General features: G+C 71.1%; 18 protein-coding genes, 1 tRNA gene and 3 pseudogenes. 9 read left to right on the forward strand and 13 right to left on the reverse strand.

The genetic code is table 11. The annotated features are described in order from the left end of the window. The first annotated feature begins 1 nt into the window (after position 1). Positions 2 to 850: a MerR family transcriptional regulator gene (locus tag Phou_RS50320; RefSeq protein ID WP_173072211.1), complete on the forward strand. Its 849-nt coding sequence runs from the start codon at positions 2 to 4 to the stop codon at positions 848 to 850. Here Phou_RS50320 and Phou_RS50325 read toward each other — a convergent pair. The 5 genes and pseudogenes from Phou_RS50325 to Phou_RS50345 all read right to left on the reverse strand — a co-directional run bounded on the left by Phou_RS50325 (position 851) and on the right by Phou_RS50345 (position 9,446). Further along, positions 851 to 3,170 (reverse strand): annotated as a pseudogene (locus Phou_RS50325) (transglutaminaseTgpA domain-containing protein). After that, a complete protein-coding gene (locus Phou_RS50330) occupies positions 3,124 to 4,254 on the reverse strand; it encodes a DUF58 domain-containing protein (protein WP_173072091.1) in 1,131 nt (376 codons plus the stop codon). The pseudogene Phou_RS50325 and the gene Phou_RS50330 overlap by 47 nt, the downstream one beginning before the upstream one ends. Before the next feature lie 204 nt (positions 4,255 to 4,458). Beyond that, a pseudogene (locus Phou_RS50335) lies at positions 4,459 to 5,469 on the reverse strand (AAA family ATPase); the annotation flags it as partial. Then, positions 5,469 to 8,116 (reverse strand): annotated as a pseudogene (locus Phou_RS50340) (fibronectin type III domain-containing protein). The pseudogenes Phou_RS50335 and Phou_RS50340, both read right to left, overlap by 1 nt. Positions 8,117 to 8,345: 229 nt before the next feature. Further along, a complete protein-coding gene (locus Phou_RS50345; RefSeq protein WP_246274886.1) occupies positions 8,346 to 9,446 on the reverse strand; it encodes a fibronectin type III domain-containing protein in 1,101 nt (366 codons plus the stop codon). A gap of 155 nt (positions 9,447 to 9,601) precedes the next feature. Between Phou_RS50345 and Phou_RS50350 the strand changes: the two genes are divergently transcribed. The 3 genes from Phou_RS50350 to Phou_RS50360 all read left to right on the forward strand — a co-directional run bounded on the left by Phou_RS50350 (position 9,602) and on the right by Phou_RS50360 (position 11,459). Next, complete coding sequence (locus tag Phou_RS50350) at positions 9,602 to 10,567, forward strand: quinone oxidoreductase family protein (protein WP_218579678.1); 966 nt, start codon at positions 9,602 to 9,604, stop codon at positions 10,565 to 10,567. A gap of 200 nt (positions 10,568 to 10,767) precedes the next feature. Beyond that, complete coding sequence (locus Phou_RS55985) at positions 10,768 to 10,950, forward strand: DJ-1/PfpI family protein (protein WP_371872297.1); 183 nt, start codon at positions 10,768 to 10,770, stop codon at positions 10,948 to 10,950. Positions 10,951 to 10,988: 38 nt separating this feature from the next. Further along, positions 10,989 to 11,459, forward strand: coding sequence for a helix-turn-helix domain-containing protein (locus Phou_RS50360; protein WP_173072095.1), 471 nt, complete (start codon positions 10,989 to 10,991; stop codon positions 11,457 to 11,459). Between the two features lie 22 nt (positions 11,460 to 11,481). Here the strand turns inward: Phou_RS50360 and Phou_RS50365 are convergent, their stop codons facing one another. Both Phou_RS50365 and Phou_RS50370 read right to left on the reverse strand, forming a co-directional pair. After that, positions 11,482 to 12,888, reverse strand: coding sequence for an aldehyde dehydrogenase family protein (locus Phou_RS50365; RefSeq protein ID WP_173072097.1), 1,407 nt, complete (start codon positions 12,886 to 12,888; stop codon positions 11,482 to 11,484). Between the two features lie 114 nt (positions 12,889 to 13,002). Further along, positions 13,003 to 13,407, reverse strand: coding sequence for a RidA family protein (locus Phou_RS50370; protein WP_173072099.1), 405 nt, complete (start codon positions 13,405 to 13,407; stop codon positions 13,003 to 13,005). A 164-nt stretch (positions 13,408 to 13,571) separates the two neighbouring features. Here Phou_RS50370 and Phou_RS50375 point away from each other — a divergent pair. The 4 genes from Phou_RS50375 (at position 13,572) to Phou_RS50390 (ending at position 16,142) form a co-directional block, all read left to right on the forward strand. Continuing rightward, positions 13,572 to 13,655: transfer RNA gene (locus Phou_RS50375), tRNA-Leu, on the forward strand. A gap of 38 nt (positions 13,656 to 13,693) precedes the next feature. Then, entirely contained in the window at positions 13,694 to 13,906 is a 213-nt protein-coding gene (locus Phou_RS50380; RefSeq protein WP_173072101.1) for a hypothetical protein, read from the forward strand. Between the two features lie 356 nt (positions 13,907 to 14,262). Continuing rightward, positions 14,263 to 15,435, forward strand: coding sequence for a polymorphic toxin-type HINT domain-containing protein (locus tag Phou_RS50385; protein WP_173072102.1), 1,173 nt, complete (start codon positions 14,263 to 14,265; stop codon positions 15,433 to 15,435). Beyond that, a complete protein-coding gene (locus Phou_RS50390; RefSeq protein ID WP_173072104.1) occupies positions 15,432 to 16,142 on the forward strand; it encodes a hypothetical protein in 711 nt (236 codons plus the stop codon). The genes Phou_RS50385 and Phou_RS50390 overlap by 4 nt, the downstream gene beginning before the upstream one ends. A gap of 861 nt (positions 16,143 to 17,003) precedes the next feature. On the opposite strand, the gene Phou_RS50395 is transcribed toward Phou_RS50390, so the two are convergent. The 3 genes from Phou_RS50395 to Phou_RS50405 form a co-directional block, all read right to left on the reverse strand. Further along, a complete protein-coding gene (locus tag Phou_RS50395) occupies positions 17,004 to 17,747 on the reverse strand; it encodes a class I SAM-dependent methyltransferase (RefSeq protein ID WP_173072106.1) in 744 nt (247 codons plus the stop codon). Positions 17,748 to 18,159: 412 nt separating this feature from the next. Beyond that, on the reverse strand, positions 18,160 to 19,068 hold the full coding sequence (locus tag Phou_RS50400) for an alpha/beta hydrolase (protein ID WP_218579679.1): 909 nt from the start codon (positions 19,066 to 19,068) through the stop codon (positions 18,160 to 18,162). After that, on the reverse strand, positions 19,065 to 19,373 hold the full coding sequence (locus tag Phou_RS50405; protein ID WP_173072108.1) for a putative quinol monooxygenase: 309 nt from the start codon (positions 19,371 to 19,373) through the stop codon (positions 19,065 to 19,067). Before Phou_RS50405 ends, Phou_RS50400 begins: the two co-directional genes overlap by 4 nt. Before the next feature lie 129 nt (positions 19,374 to 19,502). Between Phou_RS50405 and Phou_RS50410 the strand changes: the two genes are divergently transcribed. Next, complete coding sequence (locus tag Phou_RS50410; protein WP_173072110.1) at positions 19,503 to 20,396, forward strand: AraC family transcriptional regulator; 894 nt, start codon at positions 19,503 to 19,505, stop codon at positions 20,394 to 20,396. Positions 20,397 to 20,432: 36 nt separating this feature from the next. Here the strand turns inward: Phou_RS50410 and Phou_RS50415 are convergent, their stop codons facing one another. The 3 genes from Phou_RS50415 to Phou_RS50425 all read right to left on the reverse strand — a co-directional run bounded on the left by Phou_RS50415 (position 20,433) and on the right by Phou_RS50425 (position 22,905). Continuing rightward, positions 20,433 to 20,735 carry a hypothetical protein gene (locus tag Phou_RS50415; RefSeq protein WP_218579680.1) on the reverse strand — a complete coding sequence of 101 codons (303 nt, stop codon included), beginning with the start codon at positions 20,733 to 20,735 and terminating at the stop codon, positions 20,433 to 20,435. A gap of 74 nt (positions 20,736 to 20,809) precedes the next feature. Further along, positions 20,810 to 22,084 (reverse strand): Hsp70 family protein, encoded by a 1,275-nt coding sequence (locus Phou_RS50420; RefSeq protein WP_173072114.1) that lies wholly within the window; start codon positions 22,082 to 22,084, stop codon positions 20,810 to 20,812. A gap of 18 nt (positions 22,085 to 22,102) precedes the next feature. After that, positions 22,103 to 22,905 (reverse strand): IS5 family transposase gene (locus Phou_RS50425; RefSeq protein WP_371872292.1). Its coding sequence is split into 2 segments (ribosomal slippage): positions 22,103 to 22,560 and positions 22,560 to 22,905, totalling 804 coding nucleotides; the frame shifts between segments, so codons are not numbered across the junction. Positions 22,906 to 23,230 lie beyond the last annotated feature (325 nt).

Genomic DNA, 23,230 nt, shown 5'->3' on the forward strand with positions numbered 1-23,230 from the left:
CGTGTTCGGGATCGGGGATTTCGCCGCGCTCGGCCGCGTGTCCGTGCGGATGCTGCGGCACTACGACGCGATCGGGCTGCTGCGGGCGGCCAGGACGGATCCGGCGACAGGGTACCGGTTCTACGAGGCCGACCAGCTGCGCCGGCTCAACCGGATCATCGCCATGAAGGACCTCGGGCTGACGCTCGGCCAGGTCGCGGACGTCCTCGACGACAAGGTCACGGTCGAGCAGTTGCACGGCATGCTCCGGCTGCGCCGGGCACAACTGGAGGCGCAGCTGGCCTCGGACGCCGCCCGGCTCGCGGGCGTCGAAGCGCGGCTGCGCATGATCGAGCAGGAGGGGCACATGAGCACCGAGGACGTGGTGTTGAAGCAGGTCGCACCGGCGCGGGTCGCGGAGCTGTCCGCGCTGGCCGCCAGCTACGAGGGCGAGGACATCGGCCCGGTGATCGTCCCGCTGTACGAGCAGATGTGGCAGCGGCTGGGCGCCGCCGGCATCCGCCCCAGCGGCGCGCCGGTCGCCTACTACGTGGCCGAGCCCGACGGGCAGGCGGTGACGGTGCACGCGGGCGTCGAGGTGGCGCCCGGCACGAGGGCGGACGACACCATCGACGTGGTGGATCTGCCGGGGATCGACTCCGCGGCGACGATCGTGCACCGCGGCCCGATGGAAGAGGCGTTCCGCAGCATGGAGATCCTCGCGCGGTGGATCGACGACAACGGCTACCAGCCGGTCGGTTTCGCCCGCGAGGTGTGCCTGCACTTCGACCCAGAAAGCCCGGCCAACTGGGTGCACGAGTTTCAGCTAGAGGTCGCCAAGCCCGATCCGGCGGCGGTGACTCCGCGTTGATCAGGGGCTTGGTGGGCGTGTCGGCCGGCGTGTCGACCCACGAACTCCCTGATCAACCGCCGAGGTCCGTTTGTGCCAGCGCAGCGGGCCGGGGTGCAGTGACCAGAGCAGGCGGCGCCACCAGGAGCGCCGGGCGCGCAGATCGCTCGCGTAGGCCACGGCCTGCGCGCCGGCCCGCCGCGCCTGCGCCTCGTCGGTCGCGAACGGCGCGAACGTGGCCTGGTTGACCAGGTCGGCCAGCTCCTCGATCGGCGGCGCGGCTTGCCGCAGCGCGGTGGCGCGGCGTCCCTCGGCCGCCACCTGAGCGTGCGCCGCGACCTCGGTGGCGTCCAGGTGCGGGCCGGCGGGGCGGCCGGCCAGGCGCAGCGCGTCGCTGACCTCCAGCCAGGCGCCGGCCACCCGCTGGGCCGGCGGCCCCTCCTCCAGGCGCCGGCGGCGCAGCCCGCGGCGCATGGTGAGCAGGACGGCCGCGGTACCGCCGATCAGCAGCACCAGCAGCGTGCTGAGCCCGCCGGCCACGATCGCGGCGGTGGGTCGGCCGCTGGCTCCGCCCGGCGCGGCGACCGGGCCGGCTGAGGCGCTGGCGGCGGCGGACGCGGTGGGCGCCTCGGTGGGCGGCTCGCTCGGCGGCTCGGTGGGTGGCTTGAAGTCCTCTTCCACCGGGCGAGGGTCGGTCTCGGGCTGCGGCATCGGGTCGAACGCGACCCAGCCAACCCCCTCGAAGAGCACCTCCGGCCACGCCAGCGCGTCGGCGCCGCGCACCGGGCCGCTGCCGGTGGCGGACTGGAAGCCGACCACGACCCGGGTCGGCAGCCCCATCAGCCGGCCGAGCACCGCGTAAGCCGCGGCGAACTGCTCCGACGTGCCCTCCTGCCCGCCACCGCCGCGCGGGCCGAAGAGGAAGAAGCCCAGGTTGGGGAAGGCGTGGCCGCTGGGGGCGTCGGCGACGACCCGGTAGTGGGTGGCGAGGAACTCCTCGATCGCGACCGCGCGCTGGTAAGGCGCGCCGTTTTCGTCGGCGATCTGGTCGGCCAGGCGCTGGATCTGCTCCGGCACGCCGTCGCCGAGCCGCAGCACGCGCGCCACCGCCGGGCCGGAGGGCACGTCGGCCGCGGACAGCAGGCCGAGGTCGGGCCGCTCGCGGGTGGAGGTGGCCGTGTACCGCAGGCCGGACTGCAGGCCCTCTGGGCGGATGAGGGTGCCGCTGCCCGGGTCGTACGCGACGCGGGCGCCGTCGACCGCGGTCGGGGTGGCCGCGGTGGGCAGCAGCCGCCCGGTGAGGTCGGAGATCGTGATCTCCTGCCGCACGGTGTCCACTGTGGAGTCCGGCGCGACGGCGGGGGAGGGCAGCACCCGGCCGGCCGTGCGGTACGTGGCGCCGACCCGCCAGGTGATGCCGTCGTAGTCGTTGAGCACGGCCAGCCGCAGCCGCAGCGGCCCACCCGGCGCCGCGCTCACGTCGAGCAGGTGCTGGTCGGGGTTGAGCGCCCACCCGGAGATGCGGATCAGCGGGTTTTCGTCGAGGCTGTCGACCTGCGGCGGCTGCACGTACTTGCGGGGGTCGACCGGCCGCGCGCTCACCTGGCCGGCGACGAAGGGGCCGACGACCGCGGCCAGCACCACGATCGCGGCCAGCCCCGCGGCGGCGCCGGCGGCCACCCGTACCCGCATGGCAGCCCGGACCGGCGCGGCGAGGCCGCCCTGCGCCGCCGACGGTGGGCGACCGGTCACGGCCAGCCCGGCTGCCGCGGCGGCCGCGAACGCGAGCGTCGGCAGCACCGCGGACTCGGCGTTGGGGCCCACCACGTAGAGGGCGCCGGCGTAGAGCGCGGCCGGCGGCAGGTAGCCCAGCAGCACGCGGCCGGAGCGGACCGCGACCTCGGTGGCGGCCAGGCCGGCCAGCCACGCGCCGACCACCGGCACCAGCACGGTGTCCGGGGTCGGCTCGACCGGGATCATGGCGGTGAGCAGGCGCGGGATGCCATTGCGTGCGGCGTCGGAAAGGATCTCGGCGAGGCTGCCGGGCAGCTCGGCGCGCTGCGCGGCAAGCCGCAGCGCGATCACCGTGTAGATCGCCATCGCGACCACCGACACCGGTGCCACCAGCCACGACGGCAGCCGGCGGGCGGCGGTGCTCACGCCGACCGAGCCGATCGCGGCGCCGACGACGAGCTGGGGGAGCAGCGGGCCGGCGTAGATCCGCGCCAGCACCGCGCCGCACAACCCAATCAAGATCATGAGCACGATGGGTACCGGCGCCGCGCGCAGCAATCTCACCACCGCTGGACGCCCTCCCACTCGGCGGCGAACTGCGGCCCATCCTTGGCGTCCAGCACCACCATGCCGTCGACGGCGGCCGGCGTCGGCCCGTCGGAGCCGAAGATGCCGACCACCACCGCCGGGTACGAGCCGCGCAGCGCACCCACCAGCCCCAGCTCGGCACCGCCGCCCGGTCCGGTGAGGAAGACAAGCGTGTCGCCGAGGCGCTGCTGGCGCAGGCGGTTGGTGGCGGCGCTCAGGTCGCCGTCGCGGTGCAGGTGTGCCTCGGCGAGCTGGTCGAGGAAGTTGGCCGTGCCGCCACCGCCGGAGACCAGCTGGAGGGTGACCGGCACGTCTTCGCGCACCGCGGCCGCCACCACCGAGGCGGCCGCCTCGCACGCCGACTCGAACGTCTCGTCGACGCTCTCCCTCGGGTGCGCCGACGCGCGGTCGTCCAGCAGCACGACGATCTGGGGCAGCGAGGTGTCGAGGTCTTCGCGCACCATCAGCTCGCCGACCTTCGCGCTGGTGCGCCAGTGGACGCGGCGCAGCTCGTCACCGACCACGTACTCGCGGAGGGAGTCGAACGTGATCGTGCCGTGCGGCACCCGGTCGAGGCGGCCGTCGAGGCTGCGGGCGACGCCGGCCGGTACCGCGTTGAGGTGGTGGATGCGCGGGTGCACCCACACGGTGGTGGTATCGCCGTGCGCGCGGGCCAGCGACACAAGGCCGAGCGCGTCGCGGCGGGTGACCCGCAGCGGGCCGACCGGGATGACGCCGCGGCGCTCGGTCGGCACCGGGTAGCTGACGGTGGTGTCGTGGCCGGGGCGCAGGCGCAGCAGCGGCACGGGCACCGGCCTGGCGCCGCACCGGTCTTCGGCGATCAGGCTGGCCGAGGCGAGGCGGCCGGTGTTGCGGACGGTGAGCGTCATCGTGGCCGGCTCGCCGCGGGCCACCCGGTCGGGGTCGGCGACCCGCTTGACGGACAGCCCCGGGCGCCACGCCGCGTGCGCGAACGCGCAGCCGACCGCGATCGCCGCCGCGCTGCCCAGCACCGTGAGCTCCGGGTAGCCGAACCAGAAACCGGCCACGAGCATCAGGCCCGCGCCGGCCAGCAGCCCGACGCCGCGTGCGGTCAGACGCATCGCGCGGTCCTAGCCGGAGTGGCGCGGCGCCGGCGCTCCGTAGTGCCCCGGCGCGGCGCCGCCCTGGTAGGCCGTGCCGTTCTGCGGTGCGGCGCCTGCCTGGTACGCGGTGCCGTTTTGCGGCGCGGCCCCGGCCTGGTAGGCCGCCCCGTTTTGCGGCGCCGGTCCCGCTTGGTAGGCCGCGCCGTTTTGCGGGGCGGGTGGCGCCTGCTGGCCGTTGGGCAGCGGGACGGGCACCTGCTCCATCGCGTCGTTGAGCACGTCGGCGGCGGTGACGCCGCGCAGCTGGGCGTCGGAGGTGAGCAGCACGCGGTGCGCGAAGACCGGCTCCAGCAGCGTCTTCATGTCTTCGGGCAGCACGAAGCCGCGGCCTTCGATCAACGCGTACGCACACGCCGCCCGGGTCAGCGCGATCACGCCACGCGGGCTCACGCCGACCCGCACCTGCGGGTGGTTGCGGGTGGCGGCGGCGAGCCGCACCGCGTACGCGTACAGCGGGTCGGCGACGTGCACCCGCTGCGCCATCGCGACCATCTGGCCGATCGTGTTGGTGTCGGCGATCGCCTCCAAGGCGTCCGGCGAACGCATCGTCGCGCCGCGCAGCACCTCGATCTCCACCGCCTCGCTCGGGTAGCCGACGGAGAGCTTGACCAGGAAGCGGTCGAGCTGCGCCTCGGGCAGCCGGTAGGTGCCGTCCATCTCGACCGGGTTTTGCGTGGCCACCACGAGGAACGGGCGGGGCACCGGGTGCCGCACGCCGTCGACAGTGACCGTGCGCTCCTCCATGACCTCCAGCAGCGCGGACTGGGTCTTGGGGGAGGCGCGGTTGATCTCGTCGGCGATCACCACGTTGGCGAAGACCGGCCCGGGGTGGAACTCGAAGCCCCGCGTGGCCTGGTTGAAGATCGTCACGCCGGACACGTCGGACGGCAGCAGGTCGGGCGTGAACTGGATCCGCCGCCACTGGCCGTGGATCGTGGCCGCCATGGCCCTGGCGAGGGTGGTCTTGCCGACGCCGGGCACGTCTTCGAGCAGCACGTGCCCCTGCGCGAACAGTGCGGTCAGCGCCAGCCGCACCACCTGCGGCTTGCCGAGCACGACCGCGCCGATGTTGTCGGCCAGCCGCGCGGCCAGGTGGGCGAAGCCCTGCACGTGCTGCGGGGTGAGCCCTTCGGGTGGGCTCGATGCCTGGGTGTGATTGACGGTCGCGGTCATCAGCACGCCGGCAGGGATCCGAGTTCGTCGGGGTCGCCGACGCCCTCGAGGTTGAACCAGGCGAACGAGATGTACCGCTCCGCACCCTGCCACTTGATGCGGATCCAGACGTTGGTGCTGTCGTTGGGGTTGGTGCCCATCTTGCCCGGGTTGTAGACGTAGTCGTTGATGCCTTCACCGGTGGTGTGGCAGATCGCCTCGATGCGCGTGCCGTTGCCGGCTCGCCCGGCGGTGCCCGAGCGCATGTTGGTGCCGTTGTAGATACCCATGCCGTTGCCCTCGGAGCACCACGTGTGCTGCGCCGGGTCGGTGCTGGCGGTGTTGTTGATGCACACGGCCGTGCCGAAGATGGCGGGGGTGGCGCGGCTGCCGGTGCCGGTGGCGCTGCCGGCCGCGTTTGTCACGGTGACCGTGAAGTTGTACGTGGTGCCGGGCGTCAGCCCGCCGACCGCGAGCGTGCCGCAGTCGCCGTTGGCCGTCTTGCCGCCGACGTCCAGGCTGCAGGTGGCGTTGCCGCCGCCGTCGTTGACCGTGAAGTTGACCGTCACCGCGGTGACCGTGGCGGAGCTGCCGGTCACCGTGACGCTCGGCGTGGCCACGGTACGGCCCGTCGCGCTCGCCTCCGCGCCTTCGCCGGCCTCGTTGACCGCGCGCACCTTGACCGTGACGTTGGCCCCCTCGCCCAGCCCGGTGATTTCTGCGCTGGTGCCGGTGACCTCGGTGCGGTTGCCGCCGGCGTCCACCACGTACTTGGTGATGGGGCGGCCGTTTTCGGCCGGGGCGGCCCAGACCGCGTTGAGCGTGCCGGCCTTGCCCTTGACGGTGGTCACGTCCAGCGACGCCGGCCGGTCCGGCACGGTGAACGGCACCACGCTGTTGCTCACCGGTGACGCCGTCGACGCGCCGCCGCGCTCGTTGACCGAGACGACCTGGAACGCGTACTGGTTGCCGTACTCAAGCTCGCCGGCAGGCACGACAAGCTCGGTCGAGGTGGACTCGCCGGCCGGCGCGGCGGCACCCGCGGCGACAGCGGTCACCGTGTACTTGCGGATGTCCAGGCCCTGCCCGTTGGCGGCCGGCCACTTCACGACGACCGTGCCGTCCGGCTTGGCCTCGGCGGTCACGCTCGCCGGCGGGTCGGGCACCTCGGAGGTCGGCACGACCGGGTTGCTCTGCTTCTTGGGCCCGGCGCCCTTTTCGTTGACCGCGTGCACCGAGAACCGGTACTCCTGACCGTTGACCAGGCCGGTGATCTTCACAGAGCGCTGGCTGGCGCCGACCTCGATGGTCTTGCCGTCGCCCTCCACCACGTACTTGGTGATGTCGGCGCCATTCGGATTGGCCGAGCGCCAGCCGACGGTCACCTCGGTGTTGCCGCCGGTCGCGACCACCGAACGCGGCGCGCCCGGCTTGCCCACCGGCGGGTCCTGCTTCTGCGGCGGCGGGGGAGGCGGCGGCGGGTCGCCACCGAGCACGTCGTTGGCGTACTTGTCGACGGTGCGCACCTCGTGCTTGTCGTCGACCACTGTCGCGTTCTGCGAGTTGGGCGCGTTGATGAACAGGTAGTTTTCGCGGACCTCGAGCTCCAGCGGCCCGTTGGCGCCCTTGATCTCGATCTTGTTGACAAGCTGGCCGTTTTCGTCGAACACGTACACCGTGCCGGTCGAGGCGTCCGCGGCGTAGAAGCGCCCGGCCCAGGCGACCGCCGGCTCCAGCTTGGCGCCCTCGCCGGGCACCTCGAAGTCGTGCACCGGCTTGTCCGGGTCGACCACCCACACGTGGCGGGCGTCGGGCACTGTCACCGGCACCCGCGGGCCGTTGGTGCGCGGCGGCAGCGAGCCCAGCCCGTCGAGCGTGAGGGGGGTGGCCAGCTTGTCGTCGCCCTTGACCGTGGTGAGCGTCTTGGTGGTGCGGTTGAGCACGGCCACGCCGTCGTCCAGTGTGGAGATCGTCAGGTCGTGGCTGGGGTCGGCGACGTCGACAGTGCGCACGATCGCCGGGCTCTGGCCGCTGCCGCCCGCGCCGCCGGACGCGGCCGGCGCGTCGGGCAGGGGCGCCGCGGTCACCGCGGACACCGTGCCCTCGCTGGGCACCGCCACCCACAGGTTTCCGCCGCCGTCGAACGAGCCGCCGGTCAGGCCCGGCGGGTAGTGCACCGCCTCACCGATCGGCGCGAGCGAACGGGGTCGAGCTGGCGCACCACACCCTGCACCGCGTCGACCACAAACGCCTTGTCGTCCTGCAAAGCCACGCTCACGCCCACGCCGGCGACCGTCTTGGTGGTCGCGGTGATCTGCAGGGTGGCGAGGTCGAGAGAGCTGACCGTGCCGGTGGTGAGGTCGCGCAGGATCAGGAACCGGTCGGTCTGCGACACCTGCATCTTGTGGCCCTGACCCTTGGGGATCTGCAGCCGGGTGTCGACCCGGCCGGTGACCCCGTTGACCCGGGCCATCTCGCTGCGCAGCGAACTCCACAGCCACGAACTCGCGTCATAGCTGGCCACCGCGTGATCGGCCGCACCCAAACCCAGAATCGTCAGGCCCATGGCCGCGACGAGCCCCAGCACGGTGGCGATCGTGACGATGCCGCCGCGCTTGAGCTTCCTACCCTTTACCGGGCTCGCGCCCGCAACCTCCGCTGTGCCGATCCCTGTGGTGACCACAGTCGGCCGCCCTCCCCACCCCGTGAACGCGGGCCGGCGTCCTCCCGCGCTGCTCGTCGATGCGTTCCTCCCCAAATGCCGCTGGCCATCATAGGGGGTGCGCTAGGTAGGCGGATACCCGCTGTGGATACGCTGCCCCAGCCTGTGGATAACTCGGATGCGGGCAGTGTTGGCGCAGGTCCGCTCAGTTACATGCGATCTTGCCTACTGTGGATCAGCCAGGCGTCGGGGACTTACGCTCCGTACACACCTGGCCGGAGGTGGCGAACTCCTCGGTGCTGTAGACCGCGAGGACCGTGAAGCAGTAGCCCAGCCGCGGGTTCAGGCCGTTGATCGTGGCGCTCGTCTCGCCCGGATCGACGTTCAGCATCGCCTTGTGCTGCCGGCCCGCCTGCGCGCCCGCGATGATGAACGGCACCCGCCCGTCCGTCGGGTCCTTCCAGGTCACCGTGATGGCGGTGCCGTCCACCCGCAGCTTCAGCTCGGTCGGCGGGTCGCCGGCCAGCCGCGGACCCTGCGTCACCGTCGTCGGCGGCGGCGTCTCGTCACCCCCACCGGAAAACACCACCTGAATCGCCACGAACCCCGCCGCCAGGACGGCGGCGGCCGCCGCGATCATGGCGGCCGCCGTCGCGCCACGCACTTTCCGTGGGCTTGTCACGAGGTACGTCGGCTCGGAGTCCCCGCCGTACGCCGGAGGTGCGTTGTGCGCCGGCGGCGGGTTGTAGACGGGCGGCGGGTTGTAAGCGGGCGCCGGCGCCGGTGGCTGTTGCGGGTATGCCGGCGCCGGTGGGGGATTGGGCAGCGCGAACGCCGCCGACGACGGGAACTGCATCGGCGGCGGTGGCGGCGGCTCGTCGGACGGGATCGTCAGCTCGACCGAGGGTGTCGAGTCGCCCAGGTACTCCCGCGCCGCGCGCACCGTCCAGTGGTCATCGCCGAAAACCGCCGGCGCCAGCGTCGCCACCCGCCCGAACGCCCGCCGCGCCTCGTGCCTGTTGCCCAGCTCCTCGGCCACCCCGCCCAGGTCGAACGAGATCGACAGCATCAACGGGTGCGAGTCGCCAAGGTGCAGCTGTCCCGCCGCGTAGGCCTCCTCCAGCACCCGCCGCGCGGCCATCGGATCGCCCGCCTCCCGGTGCAGGCCGGCCAGCACCTGCCCGGTGGCGATCACATCCGGGCTGTCCTCGCCGAGCGCCGCCTTGGCGCCCTCCAGGGTCTGGTCGAGCATCACCCGGGCGCCGGCGAGGTCACCGGCGTCACGCAGCGCACGGGCGTTCTGCTGGGCGGTAGCGAGCGGAGACGGCTGGGACACGCCCGCCATGCTGCCTGCCACCCCGCCATCCGCGCCACCCGGGTCCCTTGGGTGGGCTGCGGGTGCTGGGTCAGCGCGGTGAAGAATTACTTGATTCACTCAAGCAACCTGTGATCCAATGATCCTTGATTCAATCAAGTAAAAATGGAGGACCCATGGAAAGCAGAGACACGATGAACGCGATCGTCCTCGACCGCTTCGGCGGAGTCGACGAACTCGCCTCGCGCCGGATACCGCTGCCGCAGGTCGGCGACGACGACGTCCTCATCCGGGTGGAGTTCGCGGGCGCCGCGTCCTGGGACGCGGTCGAGCGGGAGGGGCACTACGACGGCGCTTTCGGCGTCGCGTCGACCTTCCCCTACGTCCTCGGCTGGGACGCGGCGGGCACGGTGGCCGCGCTCGGACGCAACGTCACCGGGTTCGACGTGGGCGAGCGTGTCTACGCCTCGACGAACCCGGTGCAGCGCGGCGGCTTCTACGCCGAGTACGGCGTCGTCGAGGCGGAGTTCGTGGCGCGCGTGCCCGACCGCCTGCCGACCGAACAGGCCGGCGCGATGCCGTGGGACGCTCTGACCGCACTGGGCGGCCTCGATCTGCTCGGGCTGCCGCAGGGCGCAACGCTCATGGTCTTCGGGGCCAGCGGGGGTGTCGGGCACATGGCCGTGCAGCTGGCTCGGCACCGCGGCATCCGGGTGCTGGCCGTGGCCTCTGGCGACGACGGCGTCGCCCTGGCCCGGCGACTGGGCGCCGACGAGGTCGTCAACGGTCGCAAGGACGACGTGCTGGCCGCGGCCTCGCAGTTCGCGCCGGACGGGCTCGACGCCGCTCTGGTCACCGCGGGAGGCGAAACCGCCGAGCGGTCTCTTCGCGCGGTCAAGAGCTCGGGACTGATCGCCTGGCCGAACGGTGTCCTGCCCCTGCCCGTGACGCCGCCGAGCGCGAAGGTGTCCTACTACGACGGGGACATAACCCGGGCCGCCACCGATCGGCTGAACGCGATCATCGAGGCGAGCTCCTTCGAGGTCCACCTAGCCCGGACCTTCCCATTGGAGAACGTCAAGGATGCGCACCGCGCCCTGGACGATCACTACGTCGGGAAGCTGGCCCTCAAGGTCGGATAGCGACGCGGCGACGCTCAAGTCGGGGTCGGCGACGTCCAGCAGCCCGCCGGTGCCCCAGCGGGCGTCCGGTGAGACAAGAAACGCCACCGCGTCGGCGATGTCGGCGGCCTCGCCGACCCTGCCGAGTGCGGTCGTCGCCGCTACGCACCTGAGTACGGCATCGACGACGGGTCTGACCCGGCCACGGCGCGCTGGCCGCGCTGCGGCGGGCCGCCAGTGCCGGCAGCCGGGTCGTGTCCGTGTGCTCGGGGGTGTTCCTGCTGGCCGAGGCCGGTCTGCTGGACGGCCGTACGGTGACGACGCATTGGCAGTACCGGGAGGCACTGGCCGCTGCCTTTCCCCACGGTCGAGGTGCACCACGACGCGATCTTCGTGGCGGATAGACCGGGTCCTCACCGCCGCGGGGGCATCGACCCTGTACATGCACCTGATCCGCGCCGACCACGGCGCCGAGGCGGCCGAGCGCATGGCGCGGCTGGCCATCGCGGCGCCGATCCGGCGAGGGCACCAACCGCAGGTCGTCGACAGGCCGGTCCCGGCTCGGGGAGCGGGGCTGGCAGACACCCGCGCGTGGGCGCTGCGCCGGCTCGACCAGCCGGTCGGCCTCACCGACCTGGCCCGCCACGCCCACACCAGCCTCCGGACGCTGACCCGCCAGTTCCGGGCAGAGACGGGCCACCCGCCGCTGCAATGGCTATTGCAGCAACGCATCGGGCGCGCCGAGCTGCTGCTGGAAACGACCGACCTGGCGGTGGAGCGGATCGCGCGGGACAGCGGGCTGGGCACGGCCGACTCGCTGCGCCGCCACATGATGCGTTACCGGGGCGTGACGCCGTCGGCCTACCGCGCGGCACATCGCACACCTCGGCAGGCATCGAGCCCGGCAGGATGAGACCGTGACGAGATCGGCGGGGTTACCAGCCGGCCGGTGGGGCTTCGAGGTGGACGGCCTTGGTCACGGTCAACTCGTCCAGCAGCTCAGGGCCGTACCCGAAGCCTTGGCCGCTGCCGCGGCGCGGATGCGCGGCACCGCCCGGTGCCCCGCCGAAGACCGCGTTGACCTTGACCGTGCCGACCGGAAGCTCGTGGTAGGCCCGCTGGGCGTGGCTCATCCTGCCGGTCAGGACGGTGGCGGCGAGGCCGTAGGGCGAGTCGGCGGCCCGCCGCAGGGCTTCGTCGAAGGAGTCGACCGCCATCACGGGGGCGACCGGCCCGAACGTCTCCTGCCGCATGACCGCCATCTCGTCGGTGCAGCCGGCCAGCACGGTGGGTGGGTAGAACGCGCCTGGGCCGGGCGGCACGGCACCGCCGCGCAGGGCGGTGGCGCCCTCCTTGATCGCTTGCTGGACCTGCTCGTCGACGGTTTCGCGCAGCCGGCGGTCCACCAGCGGCCCGATGCGCGGTGCCCAGGCGTCGGCCTGCGCGGCCAGCGCGTCCAGGAACGGCTCGGCCACCGTGCGGTGGACGTAGACGCGTTCGACCGCGACGCAGATCTGCCCCGCGTTGGCGAACGCGCCGACAGCCGCCTGCTCGGCCGCCCATTGCGGGTCCACACCGGCGTCGACGATCAGCGGGTCGCTGCCGCCGTTTTCGAGCAGTGCCTTCGCGCCGGTCCGCGCGCAGGTGGCGGCGATCGAGCGGCCGGTCGCGGTCGAACCGACCTGCGCCACCACGTCGACCCGCGCGGCGGCCAGCGCGGCACCGACCGCGCCGTCACCGGTAACGAGGTTGAGCACGCCGGGCGGCAGGTGCGGGGCGAGCAGCTCGGCCAGCCGCCACCCGGTGGCCGGGGTGCGCTCGCTGGGCTTGTAGACCACCGTGTTGCCGGTGACCAGGGCGGCGCCGAGCAGTCCGCAGGAGACCGCGACCGGGTCGTTCCACGGCGTGATGACCGCGACGACGCCGCGCGGCTGGAAGACCATGAGGTCGACGGCGTCGGCGTTTCCGGCCAGCGAACGGCCGCGGTGGGTGGGACCCAGCTCGGCGTACTGGCGCAGCGTGCCGACCCCCGCCATGATCGATTCGGCGGCCTCGCCGACCGGCTTGCCCATCTCCGCCGACATCGTCCCGGCCAGCTCGTCCACAGTGGACTCGATCGCTGACGCGGCGGCGTGCAGCGCGGCGGCACGGGCGCTCGGCGCGGTGCCGGCCCAACCGGCGGCGGCCGCCCGGGCTGCCTCGACCGCCGCGGCGACGTCTTCCTCGCTCGACATGGTGAACGCGGTGACCGGCTGTCCGTCGGCGGGGTTGGCGACCGTCAGGGTGCGTCCGGAGCGGCCGGGACCGCGGACGCCGGCGATGAGCTGCGCGACCTCGTACATGGGGGTGGCGCTTCCCTCAGCCGGCTGATGTAAACGTGGGCCGGTCTGCCGCCAGCCTCGGGCTGACTGTGCGGTGGCGCTTGCTCATAGGCTTCCTAGCCTGGCCGGGCGGGGCTATTCCTCGAGGGCGGCGGTGACGTCGAGCTCGATCAGCTGGCCGGTGAAACCAAGCTGGGCCACTCCGAGCAGCGTGCTGGCTGTGGTGAACGCCGGCGCCAGCGGCGAAGCCTGAAACCGCGCCCACACCCGCGACAGCACCGGCTGCTCGGCGCTGACCACATAGATCACCGTGCGCACCACCTGCTCCGGCCCCACACCGACAGCGGCGAGTGCGGCAAGCGTATTCGCCGCCACCTGATCCACCTGCGCATCGAAGTCCCCAAGCCCCACCACGACCCCGTCAGCGTCCAGCGGACACTGCCCGGCCAGGTGAGCCGTCCGCCCCGCCTCCACCACCGTGATGTGGTGATAACCAGGCGTATCGTGCAAGGAGTCGGGGTTGATGCGGCTGATCGACATGGCGCCCAGTGTGACCCGCCGGGCCCGCGCTTCGCCGCCCTTTTCGCCCCGCGTGCCCACCGTGCAGACCCCCGCCGAGGCCGTGTAGAGTGATCCCCCGTGCGACCCTCGGGTGGCGGTAGGACGGCGTGCCCGTTCCGACCCCACCGGTAGAGTGGACGCACAAGTCCGGGTGGCGGAATGGCAGACGCGCTAGCTTGAGGTGCTAGTGCCCGTATAGGGCGTGGGGGTTCAAGTCCCCCTCGGACACAAACCGATGCCCCACGGTGCGGTGCAACATCAACTGTTGCCCGCACCGTTTGTGTTCCGGGTCGGAGGTCAGGCGCAGGCCAAGGCTTCGGTAGACCTGCGGTTTGTGGTCCGGGTGGGCCTGTCGGAGTGCCGCGACCTGGTCGCCGAGCTCGTCCAGGATGGCCACGCTCTCGTCCTCGCTGAGTCCGTCGATGTCGGTCGGGCGGTGGGCTGTAGCGTGCTGCGCACGTCTGCGGTTCTCGGCTAGCGCCGCCGTCTCGTTGTCGTACTTGCCGACCGTGCTCCTGAGCTGTCGTGTGCCTTCTCGGAGCCGGATCTCCCAGGCGTACGGCGGTGACAGTTCTCCCGGTAGCTCCACGGAGACCAGTGCTAGGGCGTCGTGGTCCTCAGGCATGCCCCGGGACCAGGCCAGGCACGTTCGACGCAGTACGGGAGCCGCACATCCGGAGCGTACGTCCGGAGAGCGCGTGTCAAGATCGCGTCAGCCAGGTTGCTGCCGTATCAGGCCGCGCGGTAGCCGGTGCGATGGCCGCAGGCGCCGGCTACATGGTCGACGTCGGCCGCGGTGACCAGGAGTTCTCCTGGAGCGGCCTGGCCGGCACGATGATCGAGGGCGGCCTGGACGGCGCCCTGAGCGCAGGCATGAGCCGCTTCACCGGCGGCCTGACCCGCTTCACACCGGGCGGCGGCCTCACCTCCCGACTGCCCGCACCCGGCATGAAGGCCAAGCCCTCCGGCGGCGCCCGGTCACCGGCGGCCAACGGCGGTGGGCGCCCGGCAGGTGGCTCAGGCGGATCCGCCACGCGTTCCGGCGGTGGCGACCCGAGCCCCGGGGCCGCGGGTCCGCGCCGTGACGGTGGTGGCGGCGACCCGGGCTGCGCGGGACAGGGGCGTAGACACAGCTTCGACCGGGCCACGCTGGTGCTGATGGCGGACGGCAGCGCCAAGCCGATCGAGGACATCGTGCTGGGTGACGAGGTCGCGGCGACGGATCCGCAGTCCGGGGTGAGCGGTCCGCGCCAGGTGACCCGTCTGCACATCAACTTGGACACGGACCTGACCAACGTCACGGTCCGGGCCAGCACGGGCCAGACGACTGTGCTGGAGACGACCGAGCACCACCCGTTCTGGGATGCGACGGACGGCCGCTGGGTGGACGCGGGTGAGCTGAAGCCGGGTCACCGCCTGCTGGTGCACGATGACAAGCGCCTGGAGGGCGACGGCTCGGGTGCCGGCAGCGGTGGCGGTGGCCCACCGGTTGAGGTGACGGTCGTCAAGGTTGACAACCGCGTCGGCGAAGAGTTGATGCACGACCTGACGGTCGCCGACATCCACACGTACTATGTGCTCGCCGGCACCGAGCCGGTCCTGGTACACAACTGCGGAGACGGCGCCGAAGACAGGCTGCGAGAAATAGCGGATGAGATCAAGAGCAGCCCGCCGAAGAGGGAACGCCCTGGCACCGTCAGCGAGAGTATCGGAATCCGCCCATCCGGATTGCTGGTCGCCGTGCACACCAGGTCCGGCAATCGGGGACCGATACCAGGCCCGCTCATGTCTGCGTTGACTGCGTGTTCACACGTGCACGGTGGGTGTAGCGAGGTGAGCGGTGCTGCAAAGCTTATGAACCTCGGTGCGACTCCAGAATCGGTGACGACGGTAGGAATTCAGTCCAAGCGTCACGGGGCCGCCTATCACGGGAGGTTGATGGGGCCGTGTCCATCATGTGGCCGCATGTTGTCGGCGCTCGGTATGACATCGTCGGGTGACGGATGATTCCGAACACACTTTACGTGGCTGCGTCTTCGGCTGGCCTGTCTACTCGTGCGACCGAGTTCATCCGGGCCAGGTCGCACAGGGCTCGATTTGATCGTGGTATCACCGGCGAGCGCCTGCGGGACGAGATAGCCCGTGTCTATGGGAGGCCGAACGACGCAATTGTCGACCTGCTGGATGCGCTTCAGTCGAGGTACGGGGGGCTCACCTACGAAAGCGGCTTCTTTCAGACAGTCGTGCGCTTTGCTCCCGTCTGTGAACCGGAAGATGCGCTCGAGGAGCTGGAGATACTCTACGCGGTGGTGACAGGCGGGCCGGCCGGGGCGTCAGTGAAGGCCAACGGAGGGGTTGAAGTCGGCCTTGACGCCGCAGGCGTCGTGGAGTTCGCAAGCCTTGACTCCCTCATTGAGTGCGACGCACTCTTTGCAACGGTTGAAGCGTTGGGTGCCACGACGGAGAGGTATCTCGATTCCGAGTCGTTTGAAACGGTCCTCGGGAGTTTGGTAGCGGATGAACGTCTGGCCCTCCGGCCAGTATCTGAGGCGAGTGGCCGACGTACTCACTGGCTTGAAAGCGAGTCGTTGATGGTCTACGCGACCAACGTTTGGTCTGCGCTCGGGCTGGTGATGCCGCCGATGATTCGGGCATGGGCGATCGACGAGGATGAGATCGATAGGGTCGATTCCCTCCTGGGATCGACCCCTTGAACAGGCACCGATACTGACTACGCGGGCCCAGCCGGGTGGGGAGACGGGGTCGGCGCTTTCCTCTCGAATGTGCAGACGAGCGGATCCACAGCCGGGCGGTGCCGGCAGCCGCCCACCCAGATGCCGGCCCTGATCGCGAGCCTGCGCGCACATCGCCGCGGTTGTGCGGAACCCTTCGAGCGAAGAATCGCCCGATGCGCTGGAACGTCCACAGTGATTGGACCGCCGGCCTCGGGCAGCCACACCTGAACCCCCGTACTGGTCGAACAGCGGCACCAGTTCGAGCAACTGATTGCCGGCGAACGCACGCTCGTGCTCACCGACCACGATCGCGTCCAGCAGAGCCGCGGCCTGGGGTCGTTGGGTCCAGAGCAGGCGGCGGGAGCAGCCGACATCGAAGTACTCGGCCACGATCACGCCGCGAGCAGCGACCAGGGCCACTGCGGACTTGTACTGCAACGCCCGTGAAGACGCCCGATCCTGAAAGTCAGCGGCGCTGCCGCAACCAACCCGCCAGCACGTGGCCCTGCATGTCGTGCGTGTCCGAGGCCATCACGCTCCCTACCCGCTGCCTGCGAGACATCCGCAGCCGCCAACGCCAAGAGCGGGAACGACCAGAACGGGGACAGGCACCACGATCGTGAACGGGGGAGACCGGAACCCGCCTGTGCCGAAGCCTCACAAGGCCCAGTGCCGCACCTCGATGTCGGATCGAACCTTGCCGTGAAGGACGTAGAGCCGGTCGTACGGACGCTTAAACCCAGCGGCCACCGGAGCTGTATGTGCCGCCTTCGACGCCGGCGGGCCGGTACCGGCCGCCGCTGCCCTGCCACTCGCGGTGAGGAGGCTCGATGCTGTACTTCAGCCCGGACGGCGCGCCAGGGCGAGGAGTGCGGGTCCCCTGTGCGGGGTGACGGCTTGGAGCGCGGCGAAGGGTGCGATGCCGGCCTGGATCGCCAGCCCGGTGAGGCGCGCGCCGGGCTGCAGCACTCGACCGGACCCGGCGGTGCGCTCCTCTACCGTGCTCTCCGCGACCTCGCCGCCGCGCCGGCTGGCCAGCCTGTTCCGGACGGCCTCCAGGGCGTAACCCAGCGGCCAGGCGTAATGCCGCAGCACGATGTCGACGGCGCCCGCGGCAGCCAGCCGCTCGCCGAGCTGCTCGGCGCTGTAGCGCCGGTAGTGCCCCGCTTCCTCGTCCATGGGGCCGAACCGCTCCGGGTCGGCGGGGACCGAGAGCAGCAGGTGCCCGCCGGGGCGAACCAGTGGCAGCCACTCCTGCAGTGCGCCGGCATCGTCAGCCAGGTGTTCAAGCACCTCGAACGCGCAGACGAGGTCGTAGGTGCCCGGATCGGGCGTCTTGTGGTGGTCGCCGTGCACCACCGTGCCGCCGACCGCAGTGATCTGGTCGTGCGCCGCCTGCCAGGATGTCTCGTCGGGCTCGACCGCGGTGTAGGTGGCGATCCGGGCCAGCCGTGCGCCGAAGCCGCCCCGACCGCAACCCAACTCGAGGATGGTCGACGGGGCGATCCCCCGCACGAGGTTGCGGACCACCGCCCAGCGAAGGGCGGCGCGCGGGGCGAGTGGAGGCGGGGCTGTCGGGCTCATCGGTGTCCAACCTCGAGGTGGGCGACGGATCGGCGGAGCGGTGCGACGACCTCACCGGGCTGGATGCTCGGCGGCGTTGACCTCGACCACCCCGTCGCCACCGGCACGCAGCCCTCAATGAGGACGGCCACCCGGGGTGGCGCTCGGCATCGAACGTGTCGAATGCCAAGCAGCGCATCCGTAGAGCCTACGCGTACCGGCCTGCCTGCGGAACCCGGAGAACACGTTGCTGGGCGCGGCACCGGCTCCCCGATCCTCACCTGGAGCAAGCCCTGGAGCAGTTCGAGGAACAGTGAAGCCGCAAGTTGGTGGCGTAACCGGACGGTAGCTCTAGGGCTGCCAGCCGGGCGTCGCTGTGTTCACGTTCGGCTCGATCACGCCGCCCGGCCCTGGCAGATGCCGCTCGCACCCGTCACCGTTTGGCGTCCAGGAGCCGGGCCAGCCATCCCGTACGGGTGGCTCGTGCGGCGGACGAGAGGGCGGCTGCGGGGAACAGGGCGTCGAAGCCGTGGAAACCGCCCGCCCACAGGTGCAGGTCGGCTTTGCCGCCGGCGGCCCAGATGCGGGTTGCGTAGTCGACGTCCTCGTCGCGAAAGACCTCTTCCGAGCCGGCGTCGATGTAGGTAGGGGGCAGTGCGGACAGGTCGGTCGCGAGCGCTGGAGACACGTACGGCGAAACCTCGCCGTCGAGGTCACCCAGCAGGCAGTGCCAGGCGAACTCGTTCATCTCGCGGGTCCACACGCCCTCACCGGTGAACTGGCGGCTCGACGTGGTGCTGTGGCGATGGTCGAGCATCGGGCCGATCAACATCTGGGCCGCGATGGGGACCGTGCCGCGGTCGCGGGCCATCAGGGTGATGCCGGCAGCCAGGCCGCCACCCGCGCTGGCGCCGGCGACGATGATGCGGGTCGGGTCGATACCAAGCTCGGAGGCGTGCTCGGCGATCCACAGCAGGGCGGTGTAGCAGTCGTCGACCGCAGCGGTGCCCCGAGCCTCGGGTGCGAGTCGGTAGTCGACCGAGACCACGACCGTGCCGAAGCGGTCGAGCCATTCGAGGGGGATGTCGATCTGCGAGTACCGGTTGCCCATGATCATGCCGCCGCCGTGGATCCAGTAGACGCACGGGGCGTTCGTCGGGCGCAGGCCTTCGGGACGCAGGACGGTCAGCGGGATCGAACCGCCGATGACGAGTTCCTCGCGGTTGCGCTCCGGTGCGGGTGCGGCGGCGTACGGGCGGATCTGGGGGAGGGTCTCGGTGGTCAGCTGCGGCATGGCCGGCATGCTGGTGAGCAGGGCGCCCAGCTCGAGGTCGAGGTTCATCGCGCGAACGCCTTTCCGCCGACGGGGACCTCGTCGGTGTACTGCGAGTCGCCGGTGACCAGCTTCTGCAGCTGGGCGACCAGGGTTTGGGCGGGCTCGGTGGCGAAGAACGCGGCGTGAGCCTCGCGGGTGGTCCAGCCTTCGGTGACGTGGATGACGTCGGGGTCGCTGGCCGAGCGGCCGACCAGGAACACGACGCAGTCGGGGTTGGGCAGCGAGGGGGCGTCGAGCAGCAGTGCGATCACCTCGTCGCCGCGGCCGGGCGCGGCGGTCATCGTGGCGTGGAAGCCGTGTTGGACGCTCATCTGATTCTCTCCTGTCCGATGTTCAGCTCGTTCGGTGGTGAAACAAGCATCGCGGCTTCAGCAGGGGAAACGTTAGAGCGATCCTGTCCGACTCTTGCACAATCCTGCTTCGACGGCGAGGATTGGGTGATGGAGGAGCTCCGGAGCCTGCTCGCTCGTCACGCCCGGCCCGATCTGAGCACCCCGATCGAGGATGTGCTGATCTCGCGGGTCGATCGCACCGCGCCGCCGTCCACGTCGATGTCGGGGGCCGTGCTGGCGGTGATCGCGCAGGGCGCCAAGCGGATCGCGCTCGGCGATCGGGTCTACGAATACGGCGCCGGGCAATACCTGATCGCGTCGGTCGATCTGCCGATCACCGGGGAGTTCACGCGGGCCAGCCCGACCGAGCCGGCGCTCGGTTTCGGGTTGCTGCTGCGCCCGGCGGCGATCACCGAGCTGCTGATGCACGCGGCGCCGGGCGATCTGCCGCCCGTGAGCGGGGCGGCGCCGTCAGGGCTGGCCGTCAGCGACGCGCCAGCCGAGCTGCTCGACGCCGTGGTGCGGCTGCTGCGGCTGATCGAGCGGCCGCGTGACATCAATGTGCTGGCGCCGCTGATCAAGCGAGAGATTCTGTGGCGGGTGCTGACCGGCGAACAGGGCACCGCCGTACGGCAGTTGGGTCTGGCCGACAGCAGCCTCACGCATGTGGCGCGGGCCGTGCAGTGGATCCGCGACCATTACGCGCAGGCGTTTCAGGTGGAAGATCTGGCCCACCTGAGCGGGATGAGCGTGTCGGCGTTCCACCGCAATTTTCAGGCGGTCACGGCGACCAGCCCGATCCAGTTTCAGAAGCAGATCCGGCTGCAGCAGGCGCGGCTGATGCTGGCCACCCGGCCCGGTGACATCGGCGGGGTGAGCCGCATGGTCGGCTATGACAGCCCGTCGCAGTTCAGCCGGGAGTATCGCCGCCAATTCGGGGCTTCCCCGAGCCAGGACAACGGACGGCTGCGACCCGTTATGACCTCGTCCCCAACCATGTGAAGGGGACGGTGATGACCTCGTTGGATCCCAGACCGCTCAGCCGGTCCTGCGTAGCCGCCTGGTCCACAGCTCGATCGTGACCACGACCAAAAGCAGCGCCAGCGCCAGCCAGAATCCGACGCCGGTACCGACGAAGTCTCCCGCGGCCTGGTCGGGCGGCACCTTTCCGCCCTCCCGGACCCGGGTCTCGATCAGGCGCAGTACGACCAGTTCGCCCGCGACCAGCAGTCCTGCGGCGACTCCCGCCAAAATGGCGAGGACGGCATGCGACCGGCCGCGGTCCTTGCGCCGCAGGCGCCGGTCGACGGCGACGGCCAGCGCGGCGAAAGTCACCAGCATGGCCCCGATCAGCAACGGCTGCGGTGCCAGCCGGTCCTCACGCCATCGTGACGGCGGCGCCAGGTGACCACCGGTCACCTCGGGTGTCCCCCAACCGCGAGGACCGCTCCGCGGTAGGTGGTGGTGCCACCCGGATCGGCCCGCCCGTAGCCGTCCGGCAGGCCACACGAGACGGTGGCGAAGGGTAGAACGAAGCAGAGCAGGACGCCGACGAGCAGGCCCGGACGCATCCATCCACGACGCCGCGTGGCGCGTCCCGAACCAGGCGTGGGCGTGACCGCGGGCAGCTCGCTCGTGCCGGCCGCCGCGATGCGCGGCGCCGGTGCGGTGAGCGACGTACGCGGTACACGCAGAGCCCCCTCGACGACCACGGTTTCCGGACGCTCCACAGTGGTGGGTGGTATCCCGAGCCTCTGATGCAGAATGTTGGCCGCTTGAGGGATTCGGCTCCCGCCACCGACAAGGAGAACCCCCGCCAACCGGTCGGTCGTCAGCGCGGCAGTGGCGATCACCTCCGCGGTGAACTCGCCGACCCTGGTCAGGATCGGCTCCGCGGCGGCCTCCAACTCTGCGCGGGTCAGGTGGGAAGCAGCGGGCTGGCCGGCGATCCGCAACGGCGTGTAACTGGCGCGGGACAGACTCTCCTTCGCCGTGCGCACCTCTCGCAACAGCGGCACCCGATCGTAGCCAGGGTCGTCGATGCCTGGTAGCAGGCACTGCCTGGCGAGATGGTCGACCAACGCGGCATCGATATCCAAACCGCCAAGGTCCATCCCCGCCGACGCGAGCACCCCTACCCGCGTACCGCAGCTGACGACAGCGACGTCCGTGGTGCCAGCACCGATGTCGACGACCACGAGCGGCCGGTGCGTGCGGATGCCGAGAACGGTCGAGAAGTACGTCGCCGCGGCGACAGCCTCGCTCACCGTGTACACCTCACCCAGGCCCGCGCGTTCCGCCGCCTCGGTGAGAACCCTTTGGCGCGGCGCGCCCCAACCGGTGGGATACGTCATGACGACGGACGAATCTCGGGGTAGCACTCCCGCCTGGCTGCGCACCTGGGCCAGCACGGCTGCCAGAGCGTCCCGGACATCGACGTGCCGGGCGCCCAGCAGCAGCACGCCGTCATCGACCCTGCGCTTCGGATGCGGCTCGAACGCGCCCGGCTCGGCCAGCCCGAGCCGCTCAGCGTCGCGGCCGCTAGCCAACCGGCCATCCGCGCCCGCGAACACGGCCGAGGGCAGCAGCTCCGACCCGTCGAACAGCAACGGCCGCACCGATCCCGAACGCTCCAGCGCAGCGGCTGTGTTCGACGAACCGAGATCCACCGCCAGTCGGTACGCCGCCACCGCCGGCAGTCTAAGAGATCAGTTCAGAATGAGTTGTCTGAGGCAGATCACTGAGCAGGCGAGGCTGATCAGTGCTTGGTGGATGTCGGCGCGGCGTTCGGTGCGCAGGCGGAGCTTCTTGAACGCGTGCAGCCAGGCGATTGTGCGTTCGACGTACCAGCGGTGCTTGCCCAGACCGGATCCGTGCCCGGCGCCCCGGTGGGCGATGTGCGGGGTGATGCCGCGGGCTCGGACCAGGCGACGGTACTTGTCGTGGTCATAGCCGCGGTCGGCGTAGATGCGGCGCGGTCGTTTTCTGGGCCGGCCACGCACGCCGCGGACCTGAGGGATGGCGTCAATGAGGGGCAGCAACTGCGTGACGTCGTTGCGGTTGCCGCCAGTGAGGGTGACAGCGAGCGGGATGCCGGCCGCGTCGGTGATCACGTGATGTTTGCTGCCCAGCTTGCCCCGGTCGACCGGGCTCGGGCCGGTGTGCTGCCCCCTTTGAGCGCGCGCAGGTGCGAGGAGTCCACGATCGCCGCAGACAGATCCAACCGCCCGGCGGCGCGCAACTCGGCCAGGATCAGCTCGTGCAGCTGCTGCCAGACGCCAGCCTCGTGCCACTCCTTCAGCCGCCGCCAGCAAGTAGCACCAGACGCGCCGAACGCGGCCGTCGGCAATGCGTTCCACGACACCCCGGTCCGGGCCGCGAACAGGATCCCTTCCAGCGCGGCCCGGTCGGAGGTCCGGGCCCGGCCCGGATAGCGGTATCGCCGCTGCCGCACCGGAATCAGTGGCTCCAACCGCGACCACAGCTCATCTGTGAGCACCGCATCAGACACCTCAGGAGTGTCGAACACCCTGAACAGCAACCCGATCAGACACGCCAGCTCATTCTGAACTGATCCCTAAGCCCACCCATCGACCGGGTTCGTGCAACAGTTCGTGCCCGTCGAGCGTGTTGGAACCGATGAGAGGTGGGAGTGGTCGAGACGCTGGACGGGGTCACCACGATCCTGCACTCCGCGCGTTTGGTGTTGGGCAGGCCGCAGGGAGCCTGGTGAGCTATGGCGTCGACGGCAGTCGACCGTTGCGGGCGACCGGCGTCGCGGTGGACCTAGCCGGCATGGGCACGTGCAGTTCGTGTCCGTCACCCATCAACGTGTT

The sequence above is a fragment of the Phytohabitans houttuyneae genome, assembly GCF_011764425.1.
In the GTDB taxonomy this organism is placed as follows: domain Bacteria; phylum Actinomycetota; class Actinomycetes; order Mycobacteriales; family Micromonosporaceae; genus Phytohabitans; species Phytohabitans houttuyneae.